We start from the raw sequence: 24,717 nt of genomic DNA, 5'->3' as shown, positions 1-24,717 counted from the left end.
TCCAGAGTAAAAGCCGGAGAGTAATACTCTCCGGCTTTTATTTTTTAAAACTGTTACTTCATCTAACCAATATTCCTCTTACGGTTGTTCCGGTTTGATAAAGTACGCAATACGGAACTTATCCCCGGAGGAATATCCGACAGCCGCCTTCCAGAACTGGTTTGCGATAGCTGTAGGTGTCGTTACGTTTTCTATGCTGGTTCGTACATCCCGAACCTGGAAGTTCATGGGGGCATTCAAGGTTTCCCAACCGGTCAGGTCTTTCCCATTAAAGTCCCTGGCGGTAGTAGTATAAAGAGAAGGATCGTAGAAGGCGATCTTCATACCGCTGTTAGAATTCATGTAGGAGTAATCCAGATAAGAGATATAAGGATTGCCCTGACTGTCAACTGAAATATCCGACCATGTACCGACTGAACCGAGGCTGTCTATCACCAATATGTCAGCAGCCTCAAAAGTAAATTCTCCCGTACTGGCGGTTGGCCTGGTTCCCTTTATGTAAACCAAATCGCCGGTATTTACCTTGAAGGCTGATATATGAAGCACATCATTGCCGGCCTGCTGCGCAATTCTCATGGATACATACATATAAGCGCTATTCGGAACTGAAATAACCTGCCTCTTCCATTGAGCGGCAGTTGGGCCATTCGTTGTCTGTGCCGTAGCATAGGCTAAACGCAAAGTATTACCAGCGGTATAAACTATAACTGGTCGTCCATCACTGGTAACATCGATTGCGCTGTATTCACCGGCAGAAGCTACTCTAGCTGTACCTGCCGTAGCAGCATCAGCGGCTACAATCCTATTGGCGTTCTGGTTAGCAGTATCAAAGTTAGGACCGCCCCTTCCATTAACGTCCCCTTCTGCATTATCGTTATCAGCAGTTCCATCTATAACAATCCAGCTTCTATTATTAGCATAATTGGCAGCTGTAATATTATCATTTGAAGTCTTATGCCAATAATGAAGAGCATCGTTAACCGCATCATAATAACTTAAATGGATATCATTTCCACTGGCTACAATTCGTTGGTTAACAAGCGAGAACAGCGTATCATGATGAGTCAGAGCCTCTGCCAAATAATAACTATATGTGTCGTTATACCCAGATCCTGTAGTTGCCTGGTTGTTATACACATACACACCTCCCGAATTCGGAACTGTCCATGCCCCACTGCCCGCGGTATAGGTATTGGCATTCCAGACTACGTTAACACCTCGGGAATTTCCGCCATTAACCCCGGCAACTGCCTTGGCATAATGGATATCAGTATCCTCCGAAGGATCTCCAAGGTAGTATGTTTCTGTAGCTGCGACATTATTAGCACTACGGAAAATAGTAGAAGCGGCATAATTGCTCCATGAACCATGGAGAACACCTGTTGCAGGATTAATAGTCATGGCAGGATACGCAGGCCGCTCTGATAAAGCTACTGGAGTAGTACCGCCATGGGTTACCTGTAATCCTACAAAATACCCACGATTAGCGCTATCAGTTACGCCTGTATTAATCGCGTTACTCTGCCAGAGATGGGCATAACGGTCGTCATTCCACATCTTGGTTTGGTTTCGATCAACTTCCTCAGCTTCCTGGTCAAACTGGTTATTCCATCTGTTGGCGTTACTGTTCCGGTTATTAACCGCAATAACTGGAGCTCCAGAAGTGACATTCGCTGTAAGAACAATCTCACCACTCTTGGCGCCAGTATCACTGGCCCTGTTAGAGCCTGCGGCCATCTCCGGCAGTGTCAACGTCACCTTGTTGACCGTAGCTCCGGCTGCGATAGTACCATTCACTCCGCCGAAACTAACTGTAGTATTACCGGAAGCTTTAAGGTTAAAGCCGCTGATCTCCAAGGTATCGCCGCGCCGGAAGCTATACCAGCCCTGCTTGGAGCGGATAGTGTCATTATCAACCCTGGTAATATCGATAATATAAGGCGCGATATCAACAGAATTATCATCAACACCAAAGTTCCGGGCCGTTGCTGCATCAAAAACCGTAACTTCAACTGCCAGATCGCTGCCGACAATTGTAGCTGCAGGATTTGCCACACTGTCCCATACATAAGCCCATTCGACGTTATGACCTTCGAGCGTCAGGTTTTCTACCGACCAGGAACTCGCGTTATCAAGAGCGGCCCCCGTTAGAATAGTCCCTGCTGCATTGGTGGGTTTAAGCTTATTGCCATCATCGGGATCCACTTTTAATATGGTAAATGCAGCGTCTGCGCCAAACTTTAACTGTAACTCTGTTATACGCTGATTATCAAAGGCATGTCCCCGCAATACCAATTGACCGCTTACAGTGTCCCTTGTAAAGAATACCCCGGTAACATTAGTTTCTGAACCTTTCCGTTCTATATGGCCTGATATGCCACTATCTGTTTGGAACAAGTTGCCCTTGGTTTTGTTATCGCTCGGATAAAGAGTACCTCCGCTTCCAAGTTCATCCAGAGTGGTAGGCTTCCAGTTTTCTTCCTTGCCAACCACCGCATCGGCTTTCAAAGTATAGATTTCGGCTTCAGGCAGGGTCTCATCTATGTTATCCACATCAAGACCCACAAGGGTTGCAAAAGTTAGCGGACTACCTGATGTACTGTCGGAGACAATAATCAGATACAGTGAAGAGTTACGGTCAGCTGCATCAAGATCATCCAGGGTCGTATTACCGATTATAGTGTCAGCAATCGATGCAAAATCAGCGGAACCGAAGGAAACCTGTCCTGTTGATGTTTCCTTGCCGTCAAATGAGGTACCGGCGTTTGGCGTACTCGTAGATTGCGTTACTCCCTCTACAAACGTTGTAGCCGCGCCTGCTCCCATAGTTCCAGAAGCTGCCGCTATAAAGGTTGTACCTGCAGTAGTGCCAGGTGCGCCAAGCTGTATCCAGCTTGCACCAGCAGGATCAACAATGGTATATACTTTCCCCTGCTCAATTGAGAGTCCGCCTCCTGCGGTGATAGGGGCCCGAGTAACATGCTGCACCTTGTAGGTCTTAGTCCCATTTCCATCTACTGTGGAAATATCAAACTGCAAGCTATTGTTACGAACCACAAATACGGGTTTTTTCATAGCGCCGTTATAATCATAACGGTCATTGTCAATTTGTTTAGAGCTATCAAGCTTGAGTGTTGCAACTGTAAGCCCGGTTAATTTTTCCGTATCTGCGATAGCTCCATTGCCATTTAAGTCAGTACCTATATCCAGATTCCAGATAATAGGCGGGTTATTGCGGATAAAGAGTGTCTGGCTAAAGTGAGTAGCATTCCCGGCTTCGTCTATAACCACATAGTGCACTGTAAGAGGACCGTCTCCCAACGTGTTCCTAAATGCCCACGTGGTATACTTGACATTCCAATGCTGGTCGTTACCCTGCTTACTCCAGTTTTCCTGGAAGCCATCGCCATCAATATCGGAACTTAACTCAACGTTGTCTATAACGATTCCCTGACCAGCGGTAATATCCGGATACGCTATAGTTGTAGGAATCAGATGATTACCGGAGCCGTCATAATGAGAACTGGTAAAGCCTGAATTAGCGGCGTCACCCAAATCAACAACATTATCAAGGGTCGTCATAGTAGGCGCAGAAATCGCTGTTCCATCAGGTTTAATGTAGGCTCCATTTCGTTCAAAATAAACCACCATCTCCTTCAAGGCGGATATATTTCCTGAAGAGGGCTCGCCGCCTCCTTTGGAGTAATCCCATGCAGTTCCCTCGATGTAGAACTGGTCAGTAGAAGCATTCGGGGCGGTCTCATTTTGGATATACGGGAAGGTATTATCCACAGACACATTTACGGTACTTTGGACCATATAAGCCTGCGGACTTGTATTGTCGTATGCCCTTAAGTAAAGGCTAAAATTACCTGTCTTACCCAGCGCTACGAGATCAGGGAGACTTTCCACCGGGTATTGCAGGGTAAATTCGAAATACTGCGCCGCGCCCGTACCGGTTGCCTCATATACCTCAGCAGTTGGGTCTGATATTACTGCTGCACCGCTCTTATACGTAAAAGTTGTACCTACTTCGTAGGTTTTAGGTTCACCCGAATAATCGTCGTATGTTGCCCATGTCGCTGAAGACGTAGCTCCCATATTTACTATATAATACCGTTTGCTCGCCACAAAACCATCGCCCGGATGTTTTACCGTTGGGGTAAAGAAACCCTTAGCCTCAGATCCAGGAGCAAGAGCAGTCAGTGCTGTATATCCCCCGGCAGTTCCTTCTCGGGTTTCTATGGTTTTAATACCACTTTCATCCTGTATTGTCGCACGAATTACAAAAGTTCCCGATGCATAGATAGCATTTCCAATATAATCTTTATCGGGTAAGCCTGCCTTGGATATCTTTATGTGTTCTATAGTCGGCACGGTACTATCAAAATTAACATTGCGGGACACAACGCTTCCTATTTTAGTCGGCTCATCATTTTCGTGCATTACCAAGTCGTTCTGTGTATCCACTGCCTGCACGTCAATACGGAAGGCTCGGGGAGGATCGCCCGGATTCACAGGATTCAGCCCACCAGTACTATTCAATATATACGACCAACTAACCGCTTTATCCCTGGCAGAATCTAAACTTGCCCATACCCAGTTTTCAGTTAGTGGGAATTGAGTTTCCATACTGCCGTGAGGAAGATTTATATATGCGCCAGCTGCTGTATCGAATATTCGAATCTTCACGCCGAACACCCAGTCATCATCTTGAGCGCTTCCGGATACCCGTACTTCGCCTCCCAATATCGCGTTTTCCTGTGGGTTATTAATAGAAACATTCGGCTTGTCGGCATCAGGATCGATTAAGACACGCCGCATAAGGATGGTCTCGTTACCGGCAACATCGACAATCTTAATGTAGATCGGCAACACAAAGGTATTACTTGCCAGCTCCTCCTCGTACACATAGCTTGCATTTTCAGGTAATCCAAAGTCGGAAATATCCTTAAAGGCAAAAGCCCATGTATTTAGACCGCCGTCCCATTTACCAATACCATCTTCATAGAAATCACCTTCATCATCAGAATCCAGACTGGTATCAAGCCACTTTCTGCCGGTTCCGCTTGTATCATCAGACGCTTTAATAAACGTCTTGGCGTTTTCAACGGTTTCCTCGCTAAGAGAAGCCCCGATCTTTCCATAGACAAAATAAACTTTGCTGATGCCGTTCTTATCTGCATCACTGCCCGACAAAGTTACAGCACCATTGAGGTAATTAGCCGCAGGCGGAGAACTTATCGCTCCGGTAGGCGCTACCTTATCAAAGGTAAAGTCTTTTGTATTGGCCGACTCACGCCCCGCATTGTCCTTAACAGAGAACGTAATACTGGGCTGATTAGCTGTAAAAGTATCTCCGGTATCATCGGTTGGAGATGCATACACTGGAATATAAGCATCAAAACGACCTTCGACGCCAGGTGCAACAATTACTATTGATCCGGTAGTTGTCCAAGGGGCTCCCTTCACACCAACTTCCACACTTCCTATACCACTGTCATCAGTAGCAAAACCATACACATGGATATAGCTCTTACCGATTTTAATACCGGGAACCGATGCACCGCCAATACCTTGATCATCGAATATTGCCGTAAAGTTACCTTTTCCACCGTAGTACCTGCTCACCGCTTCATCCGGAATAGTCAGGACAGGGTTCACTTTGTCGATACGGAATACGAACCATGGGTGCGTGCCATCGTTCTGTATGCTATTTGGAACACGTCTGGCACTGTCCTTGGACTCAGAGACAATGCGGTAAATACCATCATTAAGATCAAGTCCGTTAACGCCATTTCTGATAGTACCAGCTTCAATAGTCCAATTCAGACTGGTAACGGAATTTGCCGAAGGTTCAAGGAGTGTAATGTACCCATTTGCATCAAAAGTATAATCGCCTCTAGTCCCTCCATTAGTCCCTACATTTTCCCAGTCAGCATCAGTTGGATTTCCATTCTTCGCCTTTTCAATCTTCACCTTTAAGGAACTGATGCCATAAGTGTCATTCACGACACCTAAAATGCGGGGATTCGCTTCTGCAAGGATTGTAGAGCTTGCCAGCTCGGTAACTTCTTCAAGGTTACTGTAATCAATTACAGGCGCGACATTGTCCAGAATAAAGGTTTTGGATACAGTTCCTTCCCGTCCGCCGCCATCTTTAAAGGTAACAAACAAAGTATATGACCCATCACTAAGACTTGCGAGCTGGGTATCCTTAAGTTCAATTGTCCAATTCCGTTTATTCGCATTGGTGGCATCGACTAATTTGGTTATTACTATCTTTTCTGCATAAGAGTCACTAGTACTTAAAACAGTATTACCGGTAGAGTTTACCAACAGCGCACTGGAATCCCCATTTCCAAGGAAAGAGTCTTCGGCAGTACCTTCGAAGGTCAAAATAGTCCCGGAAATAACTTTAGAAGAAATTGCCAAATTGGCCACTGAAGCATAATCGTCCGGCTCAGAGCCTATGGTAAGTTTGGAAAACTTGACTTCCGGCGGCATACGGTCAACAGAAAAAGCTACATTGGTCTCGTAACCAGGGGCCCCCAGAGAATCACCAAGGGGATTTTCCAGATCGGAATATCCATTTCCCTGGTCGTCTTTTATACGTATGCTCACACGATAGAGACCATCATTATCAGTTATAAGACTCCCATTCGCCTCATCATATTTATTATTGGGAATATCAATACTGAAACTAACAATCTTATTCGAACCATCTATGGTTTTTATATTCCATTTTTCTGTGGCTTGCCAGCTTCCGCCGTCGGCGGCATTCCAGAATTGTTTTTGGGCAAGAATGGTTGTATGTTTACCATAAGTATTGGGGACGAAGCGTTCCAATTTGTAATAGAATACGGGGGCCCCGGCGGGATAACCTACATTGGAAAGCGTGTCAGAAAAAGTGCCTAAAATCCTGACAGTCTGATCGTTCAATGCGGTCAAATTCTTGATTTTATGATCCACCCGCGGCTTCAGAGCAGTAGCTTCATCAACATCGTCGCTGAGATCATCTGTATTATTGCTGCCGTTATACGCCCACTCTTTATCCGTCAAGTGGGGAAATTCTTTCGATTCTGACAGGTACTGATACTGGTTAATATTGTTAAAACTAATAACCGGGCCGTCGCCGTCTTTATTGAAGTTTATTTGTGCGGTATTGCTCCGGGGAACCTTATCCCATATTGTGAAGGCCAGGAAATGGGCGCCGTCTTTCAAGCTGCTCCAAATCGGCACCTCAACCGGAATATCATATTCCTTTGAAACCGAATTGTACGTATACTGAATGCCCTTATCCATCGGGTGACGCCACTGGAGTTCGCCATTCCAGGTCCCAGAGGTTGCCCAAAGAGCCGGAGGCGCTTTCCAAATAGCTGCGCGATCCGATCCGAATTCTGCATTTGCAGCAATCTCGTTTTCCGGAATTATAATTTCTTTGGTTGTTGAATTTACCTTGACTTTAACATCAAAGGTTAAATTATCATCTCCATCTATCTTGATGGTAAAACTTTGGGGGTTTCGTTCAATAACATCGCCGCGTGCCCAAAAAGCATCTTTATACGCTTTATTCAATTGAGGGGCGGCAAAAGGATTATCCTTGCTCCTGCCAGGAAAAAACGTTGGGTGGTCGGACATATCGTTATCAGTGGGCCTAATTCTGGGCGCCTCCAGATCCATAGTGAACGCGGCTATCCTGGAAAAACCTTTAGTATAGCCATCCGAGAAATATACCTTTGGACCGCCCGCTGAAGGATTCCTGCCATCATCAGTGACCCTTATCTGGATCTTCTTTAAATCAAGTTCCGATCCAAGCGCCTCCCTCTGTGCCGTACCCATGGAGGAACCGGGTGTATAAGGATCGCCAGTCAAATCATAAGCGATTTTTGCCAGCGAAAGGTCTTGAATGATGATTTCCTTGGAATCTTCGGAAGGACTCGCGCTTAATTTAAACCATTCAGCATCATCTATCGTATGGGACCAATAATAGGCATCATCCGGATCGTCTGTCTCGGCAAATTTAGCCTTTTTTAGGAAACGATATTCCACAGCGGTTTCCTGTAATCCGTCATCGTCCGAAATATCAATACGGATAACTTTGGTTTCGTCAGCGAAACTAAGGCCATCGGAATTATCGGGCTTATTAAGGTTGCCAAAATCCACCAGGGGCTTGTCGGTTTCCTGATCCACATTGAGCAGCATCCTCTCATAGCTGACGTTCCCCGCCTGATCCTTGGAAACAATATAGAACCAAAGTTTATAGCTCCCATTATCAAGACGGTAATGCTGGGTCTGAAGAGTTAAGGTATAAGCGCCATCGGAACCATCTACTTTGACGAGGGGATTACCATTTGAAGCACCAAACCAGGGAGTGGTTATAGGATTCGCTTTGGTATGATCAAAAAATTCCGCCCTTCTTGATGCAACCTCATTATAGTTGTAGAGGAAATTACCGAACTCTACTGCGGCCTCAGGACCGTTTTTGGTAGCATGAAATAAAGATGGTGCTATATCGTTTTGATAAAGCAGGATGTACTTGAATTGCTGATACGAGGTATTGGCGGGGTCCAGCGCGCTGCCGCGGTTGTCCGTAGAGTTAACCCCAATCTTGATGGTGCTGTTTACAGTATAACGCCTGTAGGGGATAGAAGGGCTGTAGGAAATATTCAGGTCATTGCCATCTTTATCCTTGAAAACAGATGCGTAATCAGCAGCATCATTGATGGTAGAGGTAACAGTATTGGACAAAGTAATGGCAGGACTTACGCTAGTTACCGTTGTAACAGGAGGCGAACGGTCGACATAGAGGCTCAGAGACTGCGAACCGGGCGAACCGGAATCACCATGGGCTCTGGCCGTGAAATTGAAGTTGCCATCGTTAAAAACAACATAGGCATAGGTATCCGAAGGCAGCAGTGTTTCGTTATCGACAGGCCCGCCCGGGATACCGTCATCTTTTACATAATAAAATTTCCCAATTTGGACCTGGAATGACCTTGGCCCAACTTTTCTGGGGATATCATCAGGAGAAATATTTTCATAATTAGCGGTATCTACAAATTTATCGAGTGTTACCGTAGCTGTCCTGGTAGGATCGCTTTTAAGCCTGCCAGGTACTTCCAGGCTTAAATCCGACACAAAGTTATTCAAAGTGTCGGTATTTTTGTCGGCAAGCTCAGCAGCGTATTGAATATAAAAATTGCCATTCTGATACAATTTATCAATATCCGGATGGTCGGGATCATCGGTGAGGTTAAGGCTATTAATGGAAACCCTCGGAGGTGTTCCGCTGGCCAATAATTCTACCGACATATATTCAACACTTGCGCCGGTTACATCTTTATACACATCTTTAGGCCACTCAAGAGGAATATCGTTTACATCTTTAAGCCGTATCTTTAAGTTGTACTTGGTGCCCGCGCCCGGTACTTTAAGAAGTCCAACTCCCTCTTCATCACTATACTTTCCGTTTGCGTCCCGCTGCTTCAAATAATATCTGAAGGTGCCGCCACGTTCGCCTTTATCGCTCTCCACAATGCCGTTGTCTACACTGACCCAGCCGTCATCGGGATCATCCACCCTCCAGTCGTTTACATCGGGAGCGCTAACAGCGGAAGAAACAGATACAGTCCCCCACGCGGTATTGTCCCTATCGCCATTTCCACTGTAGCCAGCCCCGGTGCCGGGCTCAGGGCTTCCCACTGGCCAAAATTTAATCTGGGGGTATCCCTTGGCAACGCCGGCCAAATCCTCGTAAACCCCCATAATGTAGTTATCATCCACTACACCAGGGAAAGGCTCTATTGTTATAAACGCGCCGGCGCTCGTATTCGGCCTTGGAATCTGCATATTAAGGACAGGGGGCTGATTTTTGACTGTATAGATCAGCTCCGAAGAGGTGGTTTTCTTGCCGGAATTATCCTCGGCAACTATGGTTGCCCGCAAAGTGCCATCGGCCATGGGGACATAATTTCCGCTCCCCTGGGGATATTCTACCCTTTTGGTATCAATATCAAAAACATAGTTTTTGCTCGCCTCGTCCCAATAGGCGGGAACCGTTACCGGCAGCTGCTCGACAGGTTTGGCATTGGCTAAAGGTTCATTGGTAACAGGATCGCGGGGCTCGAGGATGCTATAGGTATAGGTCGCGGTAACGCCCTTAACGCCCTGATCATCCGACGCGTTGACATATATCTTTGGAGTGTCGTGGATGTACGCGCCAGGCGCCGGCCCAAGATTACCATTTATATTGACAATAGGGACAGAGGCGTCGATGACGCCGCCCAGACTTACGGGGTTATTGCAGGTTGTGAATGCGAAACCCGCCAATAAGACGACTAACCATGAATACCTTTTAACCAAATTTTTCATACAAACCTCCGGAACCAATTAAAATATATCACCAAATCGAAAAAAAAACCATTTCTTCCTGAAAAAACCTTCCGGACTGCTGTCCGGAAGGGAGACGTTTCCTAGAAAATATACATTCTCAACCCCAGCACTATATGGGGGATTACGGTCTTTATGCCCTGGTCGCTAGCCTTTACGTCAGTTGGGATAAACCAGAGCTGGCCTTCTGTAAAGAAGCTGAAGGTCCGAAGGTATTCCCGCTTGGGTATCGTAACCTTGGGGAACTCTATCTGCATCAGCAAGGCGGACAGCCATGTCGCATTGCCGCTCTGGGTATAACCCTCGTGGGCTATGTCGAAGAGCGAGAAATTAGCGCCTATCGCAAAGGACGCGGAGAGCCAATCCCAGTCTGGGCCCGCAAAAGAGCCAAAGGGCAGGGTATAGACGTTTGCCAGTATCTTTAAGCCCAATACATGACCTCCGTACCGGATTGTCTTCTTGAAGTCCGGGGGAGTCGGTTTAAGACCGCCCAAACTCTCGAAGAGATCCTGTGTCATAAACCCGTACTGAACCTGGATCTTGACGTTGTCGTCAAAGAAACTCAGGCCCATGCCGAAGTCCATGTAGGTGGCGCCGCCGGCGAACAGGTCGGGAAGGCCGTTCCAAATCTGCTTCATGAACGGCGGAATAGTGAACTCGAAGTAGAGGCCCTGGATAAAGCCGGGCACCTCGTAAGCTGACTTGTCGCCCTTGCGGAGGTAATAAGTCAAGCTCTTGAGTTCCACATCGTCCGAAGCCAGGGCGGTGTATTCCAGGCTCTGGTTGTACCTGCCGCCCGCTTCGGGGGCTATGAGCCGGATCACTGGCGGGGTCTTGTCCACCTGTACCAGGGTACGGGTTATAGCGGTTTCGCCGTTAGCCATGTTGGCCCTGACAACGAGGTAATGGAGGCCCTCGGCCATTTCGCCGGTTTCGAGCCTATAGCGCCAGTCAATACCCTTCTCGCGGCCCTTGTCGGCCTTGAAGAAGGTCTTGCCGTTGTCAAAGCTTATGTCGATGTAATCGAGCTTCTTGGCCTGGATGAGGGCTTTCTCGGCCTTGTCGGCTTTTTTGTCCGCCAAAAGGTCGGTTTCCGCCTGAGTCAGCTGGTAGCCGCCACGCCCGGTGAGCCAGGGCCTTTCGTAGGCGAAGTCGCCCATGTTAAGGCTGTCTATGGTTACCCATGCGCCGTCGGCGCGGTAATAGATGCTGCGCACTTCGGACTGGATAATGTCTTTGCCGTTAAAGTCGCTGACAACCACGAGCTGGTTCAATCCGTCCTGGAGGTTTTCCCCGGACAGGGAGAAGCGGTAGTAGCCGGCTTCGGTAACCGCTTCGGTCGCAGTGGTACGGCCATTGACCAGGAGGTCAACGGTGGAGGCTTTGTCTATGCCGCCCACATAGCCGTAAAGGTTGAAGGTGCCCTGCACATGCTCGCCGCTCAGGGGATAGAGGGTATCAACAAAGTTCCTCTGGTTATCCTTGGCAAGCTGCACGTTCCGCGAAACCCGGGTGGTGTTCTCGGCCTTGTCTATGGCCCACACTTCGATGTTGTAGAGGCCGTCGGGCAGGGTGGAAAGGTTCATTTCTTCCATAAGGATAGAACCGGGCTTTACATGGCGGGTGCTGAATTCAGCGGGGATATTCCTGCCGTCAAGACTGCGCAGCTCTATGGTGATGTCCTCAAGCTGTATAAGGTCTATGGCCCGGCCGGTGATGTAGATGGGGCCGGTGGTGCTGGCGCCGTCGATGGGGGCGTCAAGGACTACCTCTGGGGGCGTATTGTCAATGTTGATCAGGCTTGAATAGAGGGCGGTGATATTGTAGCCGTCCCATACACGCACAAAGACCACATGGGTGCCGTCTTTGAGGATCTTGGAGTTGAACTGGTATGCCCATTCGGAGGTGCCATAGGCGTCGTTGTAGGTATTGCCGTTGTCCAGCGAAACCTGGATGCGGCTGATGTCGTTCTTGTCCGACGCAACACCCGAAATCCTCACGGTACCCTTCACGATCTGTTCAAAGGTGGGGAGCAATACCGAAGCTTTGGGCTCTTCCAGGGAGATGCGGAAGCGCCGGGTAACGGGTTCGCTCTTTACGCCGTAGATATCCTCGGCAACTACCGTAACACTGTGCTCGTTATCGGTCATGCTGGAGAGGGCCACAGGTATGGAGTACCCGTTGGTACTGACGGAGATCTGATCCTCATCTTCGTCGATATGCCAATAAATCTGTTTAATGGCATCGTCGTCGTACATGATGCCCGAAATCACAAAATCGGTGGTAATTACTTCGTTATCCAGGGGCAGGCTTATCTGCGCCACAGGGATATCCATCTGCTGGTCTATGATAAAGGGCCAGACATCCAGGGACGACCTGTTCCCGGCAGCGTCTTCAAAGACAAAATTCATATCCGACGCAAGGGGGGTCTGCTGGGCATCCAAAAGGATGTCGAGGAAGGTAAGGGGGTTGTTCCCGGCATAATAGGTGTATACATTCCTATTGACCGCTTCGGCAGCGGGGGTTGACCCCTGGACCGGCTTGGCAGGACGGGCATAATTGATGGAGTTGAGCCTTCCGGCCTCTTTAATGGCGATGCCAAGGCGTATGGTCCCGTTCACCCTTGCCTCCGAGATAGGCACAATGAGCTGGGGCTGGGGCGCCTGGGTATCCTTAAGGACTGTGAAGGACCGGGTATGGGTGCGTTTGGCTTCGTCGGTGAGCCTGATGCTGATATTCACCGCGCCGTCCTGGGCGCTCGAAATATCGAGGTTGCGGGTAATATCCATTTCGGGGCTGAGCCGCGCAACTTCATCGGCCTGAAGCAGGGGCGTCCATGTCAGGCCCAGGTTGGTGGAAAAGTCCAATGCAGAAATCTTGTTTTCGTCCAGGGCGTTAAAGGTAACCTGTACCCTGTTCTGCACCCAGGTTCCTTCGAGCTCTTCGTTAAAGTGGAGGATGGGATCGCGAAGGTCTACGAGGAAGCGGAACTCACTGGTCTGGAAAGTCCCGCCATCTTTATCGGTCAGGGTAAGGGTTACAGGGCCAAAGCTGCCTATATCCGAAGCCTGGAGGCTTACCCTGCCGTATTCATCAATACGGGCCGCGAGGCCATTGGCGCCGGTTCCTGCAATGGTCACGCTCTGCAGGGGCCTTCCGCTATAGAGGCCGATGATCGGTTCGGAAGTCTTGGAAATGAGGAGCCTTCCATCGCCTATGGTATTATCGGGGCGCACCCACTCAAAGCTCTTGCCCGTGTTGATAGTCCTGTCATCCGCGGGCCTGAGGATAAAAAATTCACCGGACACCTGATAGCTTTCGCCGCTTTTGAGGAACACATCAAGGGTTATGGGGGTGTGGCCGGCGGGAATATCCGCAGGCAAGGCAGCAGTTATGGAAGAGCCCTTGGCCGATCCCTTAATGCTCCTGTCGCCCACGGTAAAGATCGCGGAGCTGACGGGCTGTTCAGAAGAAATTGACGCGACCAGGGGGAGAGCCGCCTTGGTTCCCCGGGGGATAGTGACGCGGGCAGCCTTCGACCAGGCGGTGTCGCCAATGCTTACGAGGCTGAGCCCGCCGGAGGATGATTTATCCTGGGCTGCTGCGAGCTTGTCGGGATTAGGGGTACTAAGATCCGTTATATAGAGGTATTCTTCCCAAACCCCTTCGCGACCATGGATATCCTTTACACGCAGGGTAAGCTTGACCTGCCCATAGTCCACATCGGCAGGGATAGCCAGATCCTGGCGGGTCTCTCCGCTCTTGGAGCCCTTAATGGCGACATCGACAGGGCTGTGGTTCCCAAACTGATAGCTCAGGCTTGCGAGGGTGCTGCCCGAATCAATGCGAAGGTCAAGGATAGCCCCGGATTCGGGGTTGATTTCTTTGCCTGTATAGAATTCTTCGACTGCCGCGGCCTTGCCTGATCCAAGCTTAACCGCCAAAATGCGGGGTTCGGGCAGGAGGCCGGGGGCAACAATGCCCTTAACCTGGATCTTGGTGCCTTCTACACCGGTAATATCCCTGGCCCAAATGTCCAAAACATGGGTCCCGTCAGGAATTCCGGTAATAACCTGCTGGAAATAGCCCGAACAAGCGATTTCTACAGGGGCTCCGCCATCTATTGCGTAGAGAATTGCCGCCACGCCGTCGTCATCAACGGCAGAACCGGTTATGGTCAAGCCTTGGGCTCCCATAACAGTGCCCGCAACCGGGTCCTGGAGGGTGACTACAGGCAGATCTGCCTTCTGATCCACCAGGATCTTCTGTTTTGCCAGAGTTACGTTGCCCGAAAGATCGACAGCCTTGATTTCGAGATCCAGGCTGGAAGCCTTCTGGCCCCGGATGTCGAATTCTTTGACCCACCAGGGATTGCCAATGGTGAGGGGGAATTCGCCGGTTTCCTTGCCCAGCTTCCAGGTGAGCGATTTAAGCCCCACCGTGTCCTGGGCATAACCTGCCACCGTGAAGATGCCGTTTACCGGCGTTGCGGGATCAGGGTACACCACCCGCACATCCGGGCCGGTATTGTCAACAAAAACCAGGTGGGAAGTTGCCCCAAGGGTATCCATTTTATCCCTGGCCTGGAACCATATAACCGCAGGACCGTCTTTAAAGGTCTTGGTATCTACGTTGATTTCCCAATTGTAAATATCGTTCTTTTTATCGTACTTAATGGAAACCGGAGCATAATGGCGGCCATCGTCAAGAGAATACGCGAGGGTCTCCACGCCGTTGCCATCCCAGACAGTCCCTTTGATGCGGATCTTGCCGGAAACCAGGTCGCCCAGCTCGTGGCTGGTTACTTTGGTTTCAGGCTTCTTGCGATCCAGGTTCCAGACGACCCTGGTCTCATGGCCGGGAAGACCGTTTATGTCGGTGCCCCGGGCGGTAATGCTGTAAAGCTTGTCCTGGAAGCGGGAAGTATCATAAAAATACGACCAGAATTCGGCGCCGTCCGCGCGCACCAGGGTGGATATGTCATCGTTGAACCAAAGCTCCACAAAACCCACTGCGTCGTCGTCAATGCACGTGCCCACGATATTCAGGTGGCCCTGGACATGCATGTTTGCCCTGGGGTTGGTGATGCTCACAATAGGAAGATCCGATTCAGGATCGATATAGATATTGTCGGGCCCCGCGATAGTGGTATTGCCACCCTTATCCTTGGCCTCAAGATAAAAATTGTATTTCCCCGACTTTTTGCCTTCAATGTTTATTGACTCAGTGAAACCCGAAGGATTCTCAACCTCGTGGGACTCATTGTCCTTCCTGCCGCCTGCAAAAACAGCCATTGCCGAAGCTAATAATAATACCACGGAAACCAGGAATCTATTACGCATTAAAGTCCCCCTTCATAATCTAAAGACAAGTCCCACCTATAGAAATATATCATCAATCTACAAGAATACCAAGGATATGTCAATTGAAATGCATAAAAATGAACAAAAATGAATAAAATGAGAAAGAATACAGCGTTATTAGTAACCATTTTGGATATTTTATGCATCTCTTGTAAATATGCTGTCCCATAGGCTAGAATACCGTCATGTTTGACAAGCTAACCCAAAAGATATCCGACGCCTTCCGCTTCGTGAGCGGTAAATCCAGCATCACCGAAAAAAACATTGACGATGCGGTAGAAGCCATAAAGATGGCCCTCCTCGAGGCTGATGTGAACCTCAGGGTAGTGCGCCGCTTTGTCAATGCCACGATAGAAGAAGCCAAGGGCGAGAAGGTCCTCCGCTCCGTTGATCCGGGGCAGCAGTTTATCAAAATTGTTCACGACAAGATGGTCTCCTTTTTGGGGGATGCCAGGCAGGATCTCGTTCTTAAAGGCCCTGACACTATTTCTGCTATTTTGATGCTTGGCCTCCAGGGTTCGGGCAAGACCACCTCTTCGGCAAAAATGGCCCTGCGCCTCAAGAAAGAGGGGCGCAAGCCCTTGCTTATAGCCTGCGATCTGGTGCGCCCTGCGGCAGTGGAACAGCTCTCAGTGCTGGCGCATCAAATTGATGTTCCTGTTTACAAAGAAGAGGGCGCTACAGATAGCGTAAAGGTTTACAAGGGCGCTTTGGATTGGGCCAGGAAAAACCTCATCGACACCCTTATCATAGATACTACCGGCCGCTTGCAGATCGACGAACCCATGATGCAGGAATTGTCGCGCCTTAAGGAAGTGTCAAACCCCGACGAGCTCCTCCTCGTGGCCGACGCCATGACAGGCCAGTCGGCAGTGGACATTGCGAAGGCTTTCGACGAGAAGATCGGGCTAACCGGGGTGGTGCTCACCAAGTTCGATTCGGACACCCGTGGCGGCGCCGCCCTCTCCTTAAAGACCATTACCGGGAAGCCCCTCAAGTTTGTGGGCGTAGGCGAAAAACCCGAGGACTTTGAGCCCTTCCACCCCGACCGCATTGCGGGCCGCATCCTTGGCATGGGCGACGTGGTGTCCCTGGTCGAAAAAGCCCAGGAAGTCATCGACCAGAAAGATGCCCAGGAACTCCAGAAAAAAATGGAGAAAGAAACCTTTACCCTCGAGGACTGGCTCGATCAGCTCCGGTCGGTAAAAAAAATGGGTTCCCTCAACAAAATGCTCGAAATGATCCCGGGCATGGCAGGCCAGGTGAGCGAGGAGGATATCGACAAGGCCGAACTCCAAACCCAGGAAGCCATACTCTCGTCCATGACCCGCAAGGAACGCGCCAACCACCTGATGATTGGGCCTTCCCGGCGGGCCCGCGTTGCCCGGGGTTCGGGAACCTCGGTGGCAGAGGTTTCAAGGCTCCTCAAAAAATTCGACAAAATGAAGACCATGATGAAAAAAATGTCCAAAATGAGCAAAAATCCCAATACGGCGCAGGCCATGATGAATAGAATGCAGGGCGGGTTCAGATAAGCAAAAAAGCTTGAATTTTTATATCCGGATTGAATTTCTCCAGGCAAAGGGATATATTGCCTATGGAGACGTCAAAGAGAGTAATTATGAAAAAAGCTTTTTTTATGCGAAGTTTAGGGCGGATGCTCATGCTGGCAATTCTCTTTGGCGCCTGCAAAGACGACAGCGGCGATGCTGTAAAAACTATCGCAAGCATAGACCTTACCACAGAGCCAACAAAAACCGAATACGGCATCGGCGAGCCTCTTGATCTTGCCGGGCTTGTGGTAACCGCCACCTATGCCGATGGCAGTACCGGATCTGTCTCCATTAACCAAAATAATACTGATTGGGATGCCGCTTCCACAAGAACAGGCCCGGGGTCTATTACTATAACAATAGGCGAACAAACAACCCAATTCACCGTTACTATTTTGACCCTTGCACAGCGGATTGATGCGATAAAAGGCACAGCGGGAGAAAAAACCATTTATCTGTATGCCGATGAAACCATAAGCACGACGCAAAGTTTAACCGTAGACGGCCTTGAAGTTATCCTTAAAACACCCGAGGGATCAACTGCGGAACGTGTTATTGCCGGAACCGCAGGCCAGAGTATTTTTTCAGTGGGGTATAACAACAATGCCAGTAATAACACGGTAAAACTTATTCTCGACGGCTATATAACCCTCGAAGGTGCCTCAGAAAATCCCATGCCTCTCGTCCAGGTGTATTATCACGGCAGCGCACTGGAAATGAAAGGCCATTCCAAAATTGCCAATAATAATTACAGTGATATAGAGAGTACTAACAGTAGCAATGGCGGCGGTGTGTACCTAAACAGCAATACTGCGACGGGTCGCGTATCTCTTATCATGTCTGACTATGCCGAAATCTCCGGCAACAAACTTCGCAAAACCTCTGCGGCGCTCGGCGGCGGGGTGTATGCCAGTTATGCGGACATCACTCTTAAGGACAATGCAAAAATTTCCAACAACAGCGTTAAATCATCGAACAATACCGTAGAGGGTGGCGGGGTGTATCTCGTCAATTCAACAATTACGCTTAAAGGCGGTCCGGGGAATGCCCCTGCTATATCCGGCAATAAAATCCGCAGCGATAGCAGTGCGTATGGGCAATATGCTGTAGGCGGCGGAGTGAGTGTTTCTACTAATTCTATCTTTAAAATGGAAGGCGGGGTTATTTCAAACAATACTATCGATGCACCTGATTTGGTTGCTTATAGCACCGGGGCAGGAGTTAATGTTACCGGCGACAACGGATACGGCCAGCTTAACGGTTTTCTCAACTTTATTAAAACAGGCGGCGTTATTTATGGCGACATGGATAACGCCTATTTTAATGATGGAAATGAAAATACTATTTTTGGACGAAGCGGAAAAGGCCATGCCCTCTTTACCAGAAAACCAGCATCGAAGGCTTACGATGACAACCTGCTTGACAATGCAGCGGGCAATATAAGCTTCTAACGCGTGCGTTTATCGTCCGAAGCCCTTCTCCGGTCGGCTTTTTGTTTGTACATAAGCGAGTCTATATGCGCGAGGAATTCGTCGATGGATTGGCCGCTGCCGGCAGTGAAGATGTCGCAGCCGTAGGAGATTTCGAGGGTGTAGGGGCGACCGGCTTTGGCGTTGTGGGAAGCGAGGGCCGTGCGGAGGCGGGACATGAGCTGGTCAACGTTGGATTTTGCGGGTGTTGCGAGGATGAATTCGTCGCCGCCGTAGCGGGCCGCGAAGTCGGTGCTGCGCACGCTGCTTTTGATGATCGAAGCCATATCGCGGAGGGCATTATCGCCTTCAAGGTGGCCCAAGGTGTCGTTGATTTGCTTGAAGTGGTCCATGTCTATCATCACGACAGCCCAGGACTCGACCTTTGTCCTGTTCCAGGGGAAGGGGAAACGGCGTTTGCTTGCGGGCCGGCCTTTGACGTTGCGGCGGGAAATCTTTTCTATGAATTCGTTAAAAGCTATGCGGTTGCCAATTCCCGTAAGGCTGTCGATTTTGGAATCCGAACGGATAATGAAAAAATAAATATAAAGCAGGGCTGCGGCAAAACAGGGCCAGGCAAGGCTGCCCGATTTAAACAGTACGTCCATGCCCGCCCCTGCGCCGGTGATGACGCCGAAAAGGGCAATCAGGCCGATTTGCGAAGACTTCACCGACTTGGAGGAAAAAGCCATATCCATGATGCAAAGGGGGATAGAAAGATAGCTGATTATAAGGCGCAAGTTGTAGAGAGGGCCGTGGGTGTAGATATTGTCAACGCTGATATAAAAATAATAATGCAGCGAGAGGTTTACGATAACCGATACGCAATAAAGCACCAGGAAATAAATTGCGATTTTTATAAAACGTTTGGTCCGCCCTTCGTCGCCATAGGCAAAATAATCAATAAAAATAATGGCGCTGTAATAGGCAATATTCTGGAAAACATAAAAGAGCGAATTCACCGCATAGAGGGTTATCCGGATGTTATGGCCGGGGATGCCGCCCATGGTACGGTTAAGAAAATCGGCAATTGTCGCAAGGAACCCTGCGCCCAGGACACAGATGAAAAGGAGGCGCTGAAAATCGTCAGTATTGTATTTGCGAATATAATCCAAAAAGATAAGGATGATTATAAAAACTGCGCCTATGGCAGTATTCAAATAAAGGGGAATGAAATTCACCGTGCCGTCCTTAGCCCGTTCTGGCGGCGGCGTTCTTCTTTTTGCTGATACATGAGGGTATCTATCCGATTAATGAATTCGTTGATTGATTTGTCCACCCCTGTGGTGTATACATCATAACCGCAGCTCATCTCGATAGTATACGGCCTCGAATGTTTTTCGTTCTGCGTATCCATGGCGAGCTGAATCCTTTCCATGAGGCGCCCTATATCATAGGCCGCAGGCACTGCAATGACAAATTCATCCCCCCCGTAGCGGGCGGCAAAATCCGAATGGCGTATGCAGCCCTTGATGATGGCAGCCATGTCGCGCAGGGCATTATCCCCTTCAGCATGGCCCAGGGTATCATTTATCTGTTTAAAATGATCGAGGTCGATCATGGCGATGGAATAGGATTCCCTGGCGCTCTGCCTGGAAAGCTTGTCTATGAATTCGTTAAACGCAAAACGATTGCCAATGCCCGTGAGGCTGTCGATGCCCGTGTCGGTGCGTACAATAAAAAAATATGCGTAGAGTATAGAAGCGGTAAAACAGGGCCAAATCAGAAAGCTCGTTCCAATGATAAGATCAATGTTGGAACCCAGGCAGATGAGAAATATAAAGAGAGCCAAAAGGACAAACTGGTTTTTCTTAAAGACTTTTGAGGAAACCACGATGTTGAACACGACCAGGGCTATGGGGCTGTAGGCAATTATCATGTGAATTATGTAGAGAGAGCCGTGGACAAAGATATTGCTTTCTTCGTCAATATAAAAATAAAAATGGGTTTTATAATTGATGACCAGCAGGACGATATGGACAGCCGTAACAATCCAGGCGATGTAGGTCAGATTCTTAACCCTGCTGCTTGACCTAAAGGCAAGAAAATCCACGAATATCAATATATAGTAATATAACAATATTTGAAAAATATAATATATAGTATTCAATATATAAAAGAATGTTGTAAGCCCCTTCCCAGGCAGGCCCTCAAGAAGAAAATAGACCAAATCGCAGTTCATGGAGATAAAAGCGCAGAGCAGCATCTTGAAGAAAAGAGAGCGCTGGTAGTTGTCGGTATTGTACTTGCGGGCGTAGTCAGCGTAGATAAGGAGAAGGACAAGCCATGAGCCTAAGATGTAATTTAGTGCTTGGGATACATGCATATCTTTTTACCTTGCCATTGAGTATATCCCTAAGTTGGGGTTTATTCAATTAGCAGCTCAAAAAGATTTTTCAAGGCTAAAACCACTTGGCATTGCCGTCTTCCCAGAGGCATAGCTCCTCGGGCTTGAAGAAAAGGGAGATTTCCCGGCTTGCGCTCTCCGGCGAGTCCGAAGCGTGGACTATATTGAGCCTGGTATGGGCCGCAAAATCGCCCCTGATGGTCCCGGGGAGGTTTTCGCGCACATCCGTAGCGCCTGCAAGGCGGCGGACCAGCATGATAGCCTCATCTCCCTCGAGGATCATGGCTATAACCGGGCCCGAAAGGGTGTATTCCACGAGCTTTTCGTAAAAATCCCTGCCTTTATGCTCTGCGTAATGGGCTTCCACCAGGGTTTTGGTCAAATTCATCATCTTAAGGGCGATTATTTTGAGCCCTTTCCTTTCAAAACGGCTTAGGGCTTCGCCGACAATGCGGCGCTGGAATACTCCGGGCTTCAGCATGACAAAGGTCTTTTCCATAAATTGCAGTCTAACAGGCTAAAGCCGCGAAATCAACATGAATCGGTAGGCTTTATCACCTGACCTGATCCCATGCCTTGCCAGGGGGTCTCCCTTTCAAGTATGCTTGCTGAATGAGGGTTTGGCTTAAACTTTTAATCGGTTCTCTGTTGGGCATCATCGTAGGGAGTCTTTTGCCTTCCGATAACCAGACGATACTAAGGGGCCTTGCCTGGCTCGAAGAGCTTGCCATACGGATTGGACGCTATGCTGTGGCGCCTATCCTTGTGTTTTCCCTGACCATCGCGATTTATGAGCTCAGGCAGGACGGGCAGTTCTGGGGGCTGGCCTTCCGTTCTTTTTTGGTGATTATAGCCTGCGCGGTTTTTGTGATTGCCGCAGGTATTATTACAATACTCCTCTTCCCTCCTGCCCACATTCCCATTTTTATGGAAGAGCAGCTTGAGACTGTCTCGCTCAATACAGCAGGCAGTGTGCTGGAGCTTTTCCCCTCGAATATGTTCAGCGCCCTGGTAAACGACGGCATTTATCTGCTGCCCGTATATGTGTTCGCCTTCTTTCTTGGCATAGGCCTCTCGTATGACAGGAACTACACCAAACCGGTCATTGCGATCATCGATTCGCTTTCCCGGATTTTTTACCACATTGCTTCGTTCTTCTCCGAGATCCTGGCTATTGTGATGATAGCCCTGGCGGCGTATTGGGCCATCAGGTTCCACAATGTGCTTAAGGCCGATGTTTACCGGGATCTTATCATGAAGCTGGGCATCTTCAGCCTGGTGCTGGGCTTCGGCATTCTGCCTCTCTTCCTCTATTTTATCACGCCAAAGTGCAACCCCTGGGTTGTGCTCTATGGCTCCCTGGGCCAGGCTCTGGCGTCTTTCTTTTCCGGGGATATTAATTTTTCGCTCCCCGTGATCTTCCGCCATGCCAAGGAAAATTTGGGGATACGCCGGCGCTCCAATGCGGTAACCGTGTCGCTCTTTACGATATTCGGAAGGGCAGGCAGCGCCATGGTGGCCGCCGCAGCCTTCATCGTTATCATCAAATCCTACATCAGCCTGCCCATAGCCCCGGGGGACATTTTCTCCATCGGCGCCAGGGCCTTTGTCATCTCATTTCTGCTTGCCCGCCACCCCGGAGACGGGGCTTACACCGCATTGGCGGTCCTCTGCCTTGGCTACGGCCGGGGCTTCGAAGCGGGCTATCTCATCCTGAAACCCCTCGCCTTCTACCTCATTGCGGTGGGAACCTTCCTCGACGTGATGATAGCTTCATTTGCGAGCTATGCGATTGGCAGGACTTCGGGATTCCAGGAGGACAAGCAGGTGGGGCATTTCATTTAATTTTCCCCTGGCATGCTAAGATGGGTTTTTCCCTTTTCAACCAATTCTGCGGGCAGCCAGCGGAGCAGGGCTTCGGCAAGGGCTTTTAGATCCATAGGTTTTGAGAGAAAGCCGTTAAAGCCATTGGAAAGAAACATTTCCCTGGCGCCGGAGACGGCATTCGCGGTAAGCGCGATAATGGGAATGCCGGCGTTCTGGTGGTCTGAAGAGCGGATAATGCGGACAGCCTCAACGCCGTCCATTTCGGGCATCATGTGATCCATGAGGATTAAATCGTATTTTTGGCTTTTCACTTTTTCGATGGATTCAACCCCGCTTCTGGCAGTGTCGGGGGTGATTTCGAAAGAATTGAGCAGGAAAGAAGCCACATCAAGGTTTATTTCAATATCGTCCACCAAAAGCACCCGGGCAGCAGGGGCAATAAAGGGGATCACGATAAGCTCTTCCTGGACGAGATCCTCGGGCCTGCCCTGCTTTAGGGGGAGGGTAACAGTAAAGACAGATCCCTTGCCGTACTCGCTTGTGACCTTGATCTCGCCGGACATCATGGCGCAAAGGCGTTTGGTAATGGCAAGGCCGAGGCCCGTGCCCTGCACGTTTTTGTTGCGCACCTGGTCGAGCTGCTCGAAGGCAGTAAAGAGCCGGGATATGGCATCTTCCTTAATCCCTATGCCGGTATCTTCGACGGCAATGCTGATCAAGTCCTCTCCTTCTGCATTGCCTGCTGCCCTTGTTGCCCTGAGGGTTACGCCGCCTTCGCGGGTATACTTGAGGGCATTGTTGAGGATATTGGTGATTATTTGGCCTATGCGTTTTTCATCGCCGAAAACAACTTCCGGAAGATCCTCGGAATAAACGCAGTTGAACGAAAGATCCTTTTCGGGGAAGAGGAGTTCGAACATTTCCCGCAAATGGCGGAGCAATCCCCAGAGGCTGAAATACTCGGGGATCAGCTCAAGCTTGCCGGCTTCGATTTTGGAAAAATCGAGGATGTCATTTATCAGGGTAAGCAGCACATTGGAGGAATTCTGAATGTTCTTCAAATAGTTCCGCTGCTCTATCGTAAGCTCCGTGGCGGCCATCATGGTGGAGATGCCCATAATGGCATTCATGGGGGTGCGTATTTCGTGGGACACTGTGGCGAGGAAATCGGATTTGGCTTTGTTGGCGTTTTCTGCTTCCCTTTTGGCAATGAGAAGGTCGGTGGCATCGTAAAAAACCACCATGGCGCCTATGCTGTTATTCTGCTCATCATGCATGGGGCTGACCTGGATGGTGTAGTCCCGGGGCTTGCCCTGGCCTCCAAAATCTATGACTCCGTGCATGAGCTCCGTGCGGCTGTCCTTTTCCTGCTGTTTTTCATGAACAGCTTCAGCTTCTGCCACGAATTCAGGGCTGGTGAATTTGACGAGTATCTCGTGGTAGTGCATGCCGGCTATCATGCCAAAGCCCTGGATGCCTGCAATTTTGAGGAATATCTCGGTGCAGTAAACGAGTTTGCCGTCGCGGTCAAAAATCATGATAATGTCGGGACAGTTTTCGAGGAGCAGGTTCATGTACTTTTCCAGTTCCGACTTCTTTTCTTCTATAATTTTGCTGAGGTTATCCTTGGCATCATTGGTGATCCTGTTGCGCTCGATAATCGCATTGCTAAGCTTGAGTTCCCGTTCGAGTTTTTTAATGCTAATTTGGGCCTGTTTAAGTTCGGCCGCCAAATCTTTAGTTTCTTCCATTAGTACCTATCAATA

At 49.1% G+C, this 24,717-nt stretch carries 10 protein-coding genes; 4 read left to right on the top strand and 6 right to left on the bottom strand.

Annotated elements, in window-relative coordinates; translation table 11 throughout:
* Positions 1-78 precede the first annotated feature (78 nt).
* A complete protein-coding gene (locus TREAZ_RS00725; protein WP_015709864.1) occupies positions 79-10,374 on the bottom strand; it encodes a hypothetical protein in 10,296 nt (3,431 codons plus the stop codon).
* A gap of 101 nt (positions 10,375-10,475) precedes the next feature.
* Positions 10,476-15,734, bottom strand: coding sequence for an Ig-like domain-containing protein (locus tag TREAZ_RS00720; RefSeq protein ID WP_043922640.1), 5,259 nt, complete (start codon positions 15,732-15,734; stop codon positions 10,476-10,478).
* Positions 15,735-15,940: 206 nt separating this feature from the next.
* Here TREAZ_RS00720 and ffh point away from each other — a divergent pair, with 206 nt between their 5' ends.
* Together ffh and TREAZ_RS00710 are read left to right on the top strand one after the other, a co-directional pair.
* On the top strand, positions 15,941-17,290 hold the full coding sequence (gene ffh / locus TREAZ_RS00715; protein ID WP_015709861.1) for a signal recognition particle protein: 1,350 nt from the start codon (positions 15,941-15,943) through the stop codon (positions 17,288-17,290).
* Between the two features lie 86 nt (positions 17,291-17,376).
* Entirely contained in the window at positions 17,377-18,759 is a 1,383-nt protein-coding gene (locus TREAZ_RS00710; RefSeq protein ID WP_201764779.1) for a bacterial Ig-like domain-containing protein, read from the top strand.
* Here TREAZ_RS00710 and TREAZ_RS00705 read toward each other — a convergent pair.
* Both TREAZ_RS00705 and TREAZ_RS00700 read right to left on the bottom strand, forming a co-directional pair.
* On the bottom strand, positions 18,756-19,958 hold the full coding sequence (locus TREAZ_RS00705; protein WP_015709858.1) for a GGDEF domain-containing protein: 1,203 nt from the start codon (positions 19,956-19,958) through the stop codon (positions 18,756-18,758). The two genes, TREAZ_RS00710 and TREAZ_RS00705, sit on opposite strands and share 4 nt — an antisense overlap.
* Entirely contained in the window at positions 19,955-20,830 is an 876-nt protein-coding gene (locus TREAZ_RS00700) for a GGDEF domain-containing protein (RefSeq protein WP_245535070.1), read from the bottom strand. The genes TREAZ_RS00705 and TREAZ_RS00700 overlap by 4 nt, the downstream gene beginning before the upstream one ends.
* A 30-nt stretch (positions 20,831-20,860) precedes the next feature.
* Here TREAZ_RS00700 and TREAZ_RS18365 point away from each other — a divergent pair, with 30 nt between their 5' ends.
* The gene (locus TREAZ_RS18365; protein ID WP_245535069.1) at positions 20,861-21,067 is read left to right on the top strand and encodes a hypothetical protein; all 207 of its coding nucleotides are present in this window, start codon (positions 20,861-20,863) and stop codon (positions 21,065-21,067) included.
* 112 nt (positions 21,068-21,179) lie between these two features.
* Here the strand turns inward: TREAZ_RS18365 and ndk are convergent, their stop codons facing one another.
* Entirely contained in the window at positions 21,180-21,623 is a 444-nt protein-coding gene (gene ndk / locus TREAZ_RS00695) for a nucleoside-diphosphate kinase (RefSeq protein ID WP_015709856.1), read from the bottom strand.
* Positions 21,624-21,736: 113 nt separating this feature from the next.
* Here ndk and TREAZ_RS00690 point away from each other — a divergent pair, with 113 nt between their 5' ends.
* Positions 21,737-22,969: a dicarboxylate/amino acid:cation symporter gene (locus TREAZ_RS00690; RefSeq protein ID WP_043922637.1), complete on the top strand. Its 1,233-nt coding sequence runs from the start codon at positions 21,737-21,739 to the stop codon at positions 22,967-22,969.
* On the opposite strand, the gene TREAZ_RS00685 is transcribed toward TREAZ_RS00690, so the two are convergent.
* Positions 22,966-24,702 (bottom strand): ATP-binding protein, encoded by a 1,737-nt coding sequence (locus TREAZ_RS00685; protein ID WP_015709854.1) that lies wholly within the window; start codon positions 24,700-24,702, stop codon positions 22,966-22,968. The two genes, TREAZ_RS00690 and TREAZ_RS00685, sit on opposite strands and share 4 nt — an antisense overlap.
* Positions 24,703-24,717: the final 15 nt, after the last annotated feature.

The organism is Leadbettera azotonutricia ZAS-9 (assembly GCF_000214355.1).
GTDB classification, from domain to species: domain Bacteria; phylum Spirochaetota; class Spirochaetia; order Treponematales; family Breznakiellaceae; genus Leadbettera; species Leadbettera azotonutricia.
The sequence above is the reverse complement of the archived record's forward strand: the minus strand, read 5'-3'. Positions and strand labels throughout refer to the sequence as shown.

Coding starts and splice junctions, on each gene's coding strand:
- TREAZ_RS00685 (WP_015709854.1), bottom strand. CDS start 24,702: ATGGAAGAAACTAAAGATTTGGCGGCCGAACTTAAACAGGCCCAAATT.
- TREAZ_RS00725 (WP_015709864.1), bottom strand. CDS start 10,374: ATGAAAAATTTGGTTAAAAGGTATTCATGGTTAGTCGTCTTATTGGCG.
- TREAZ_RS00720 (WP_043922640.1), bottom strand. CDS start 15,734: ATGCGTAATAGATTCCTGGTTTCCGTGGTATTATTATTAGCTTCGGCA.
- ffh (WP_015709861.1), top strand. CDS start 15,941: ATGTTTGACAAGCTAACCCAAAAGATATCCGACGCCTTCCGCTTCGTG.
- ndk (WP_015709856.1), bottom strand. CDS start 21,623: ATGGAAAAGACCTTTGTCATGCTGAAGCCCGGAGTATTCCAGCGCCGC.
- TREAZ_RS00710 (WP_201764779.1), top strand. CDS start 17,377: ATGAAAAAAGCTTTTTTTATGCGAAGTTTAGGGCGGATGCTCATGCTG.
- TREAZ_RS00690 (WP_043922637.1), top strand. CDS start 21,737: ATGAGGGTTTGGCTTAAACTTTTAATCGGTTCTCTGTTGGGCATCATC.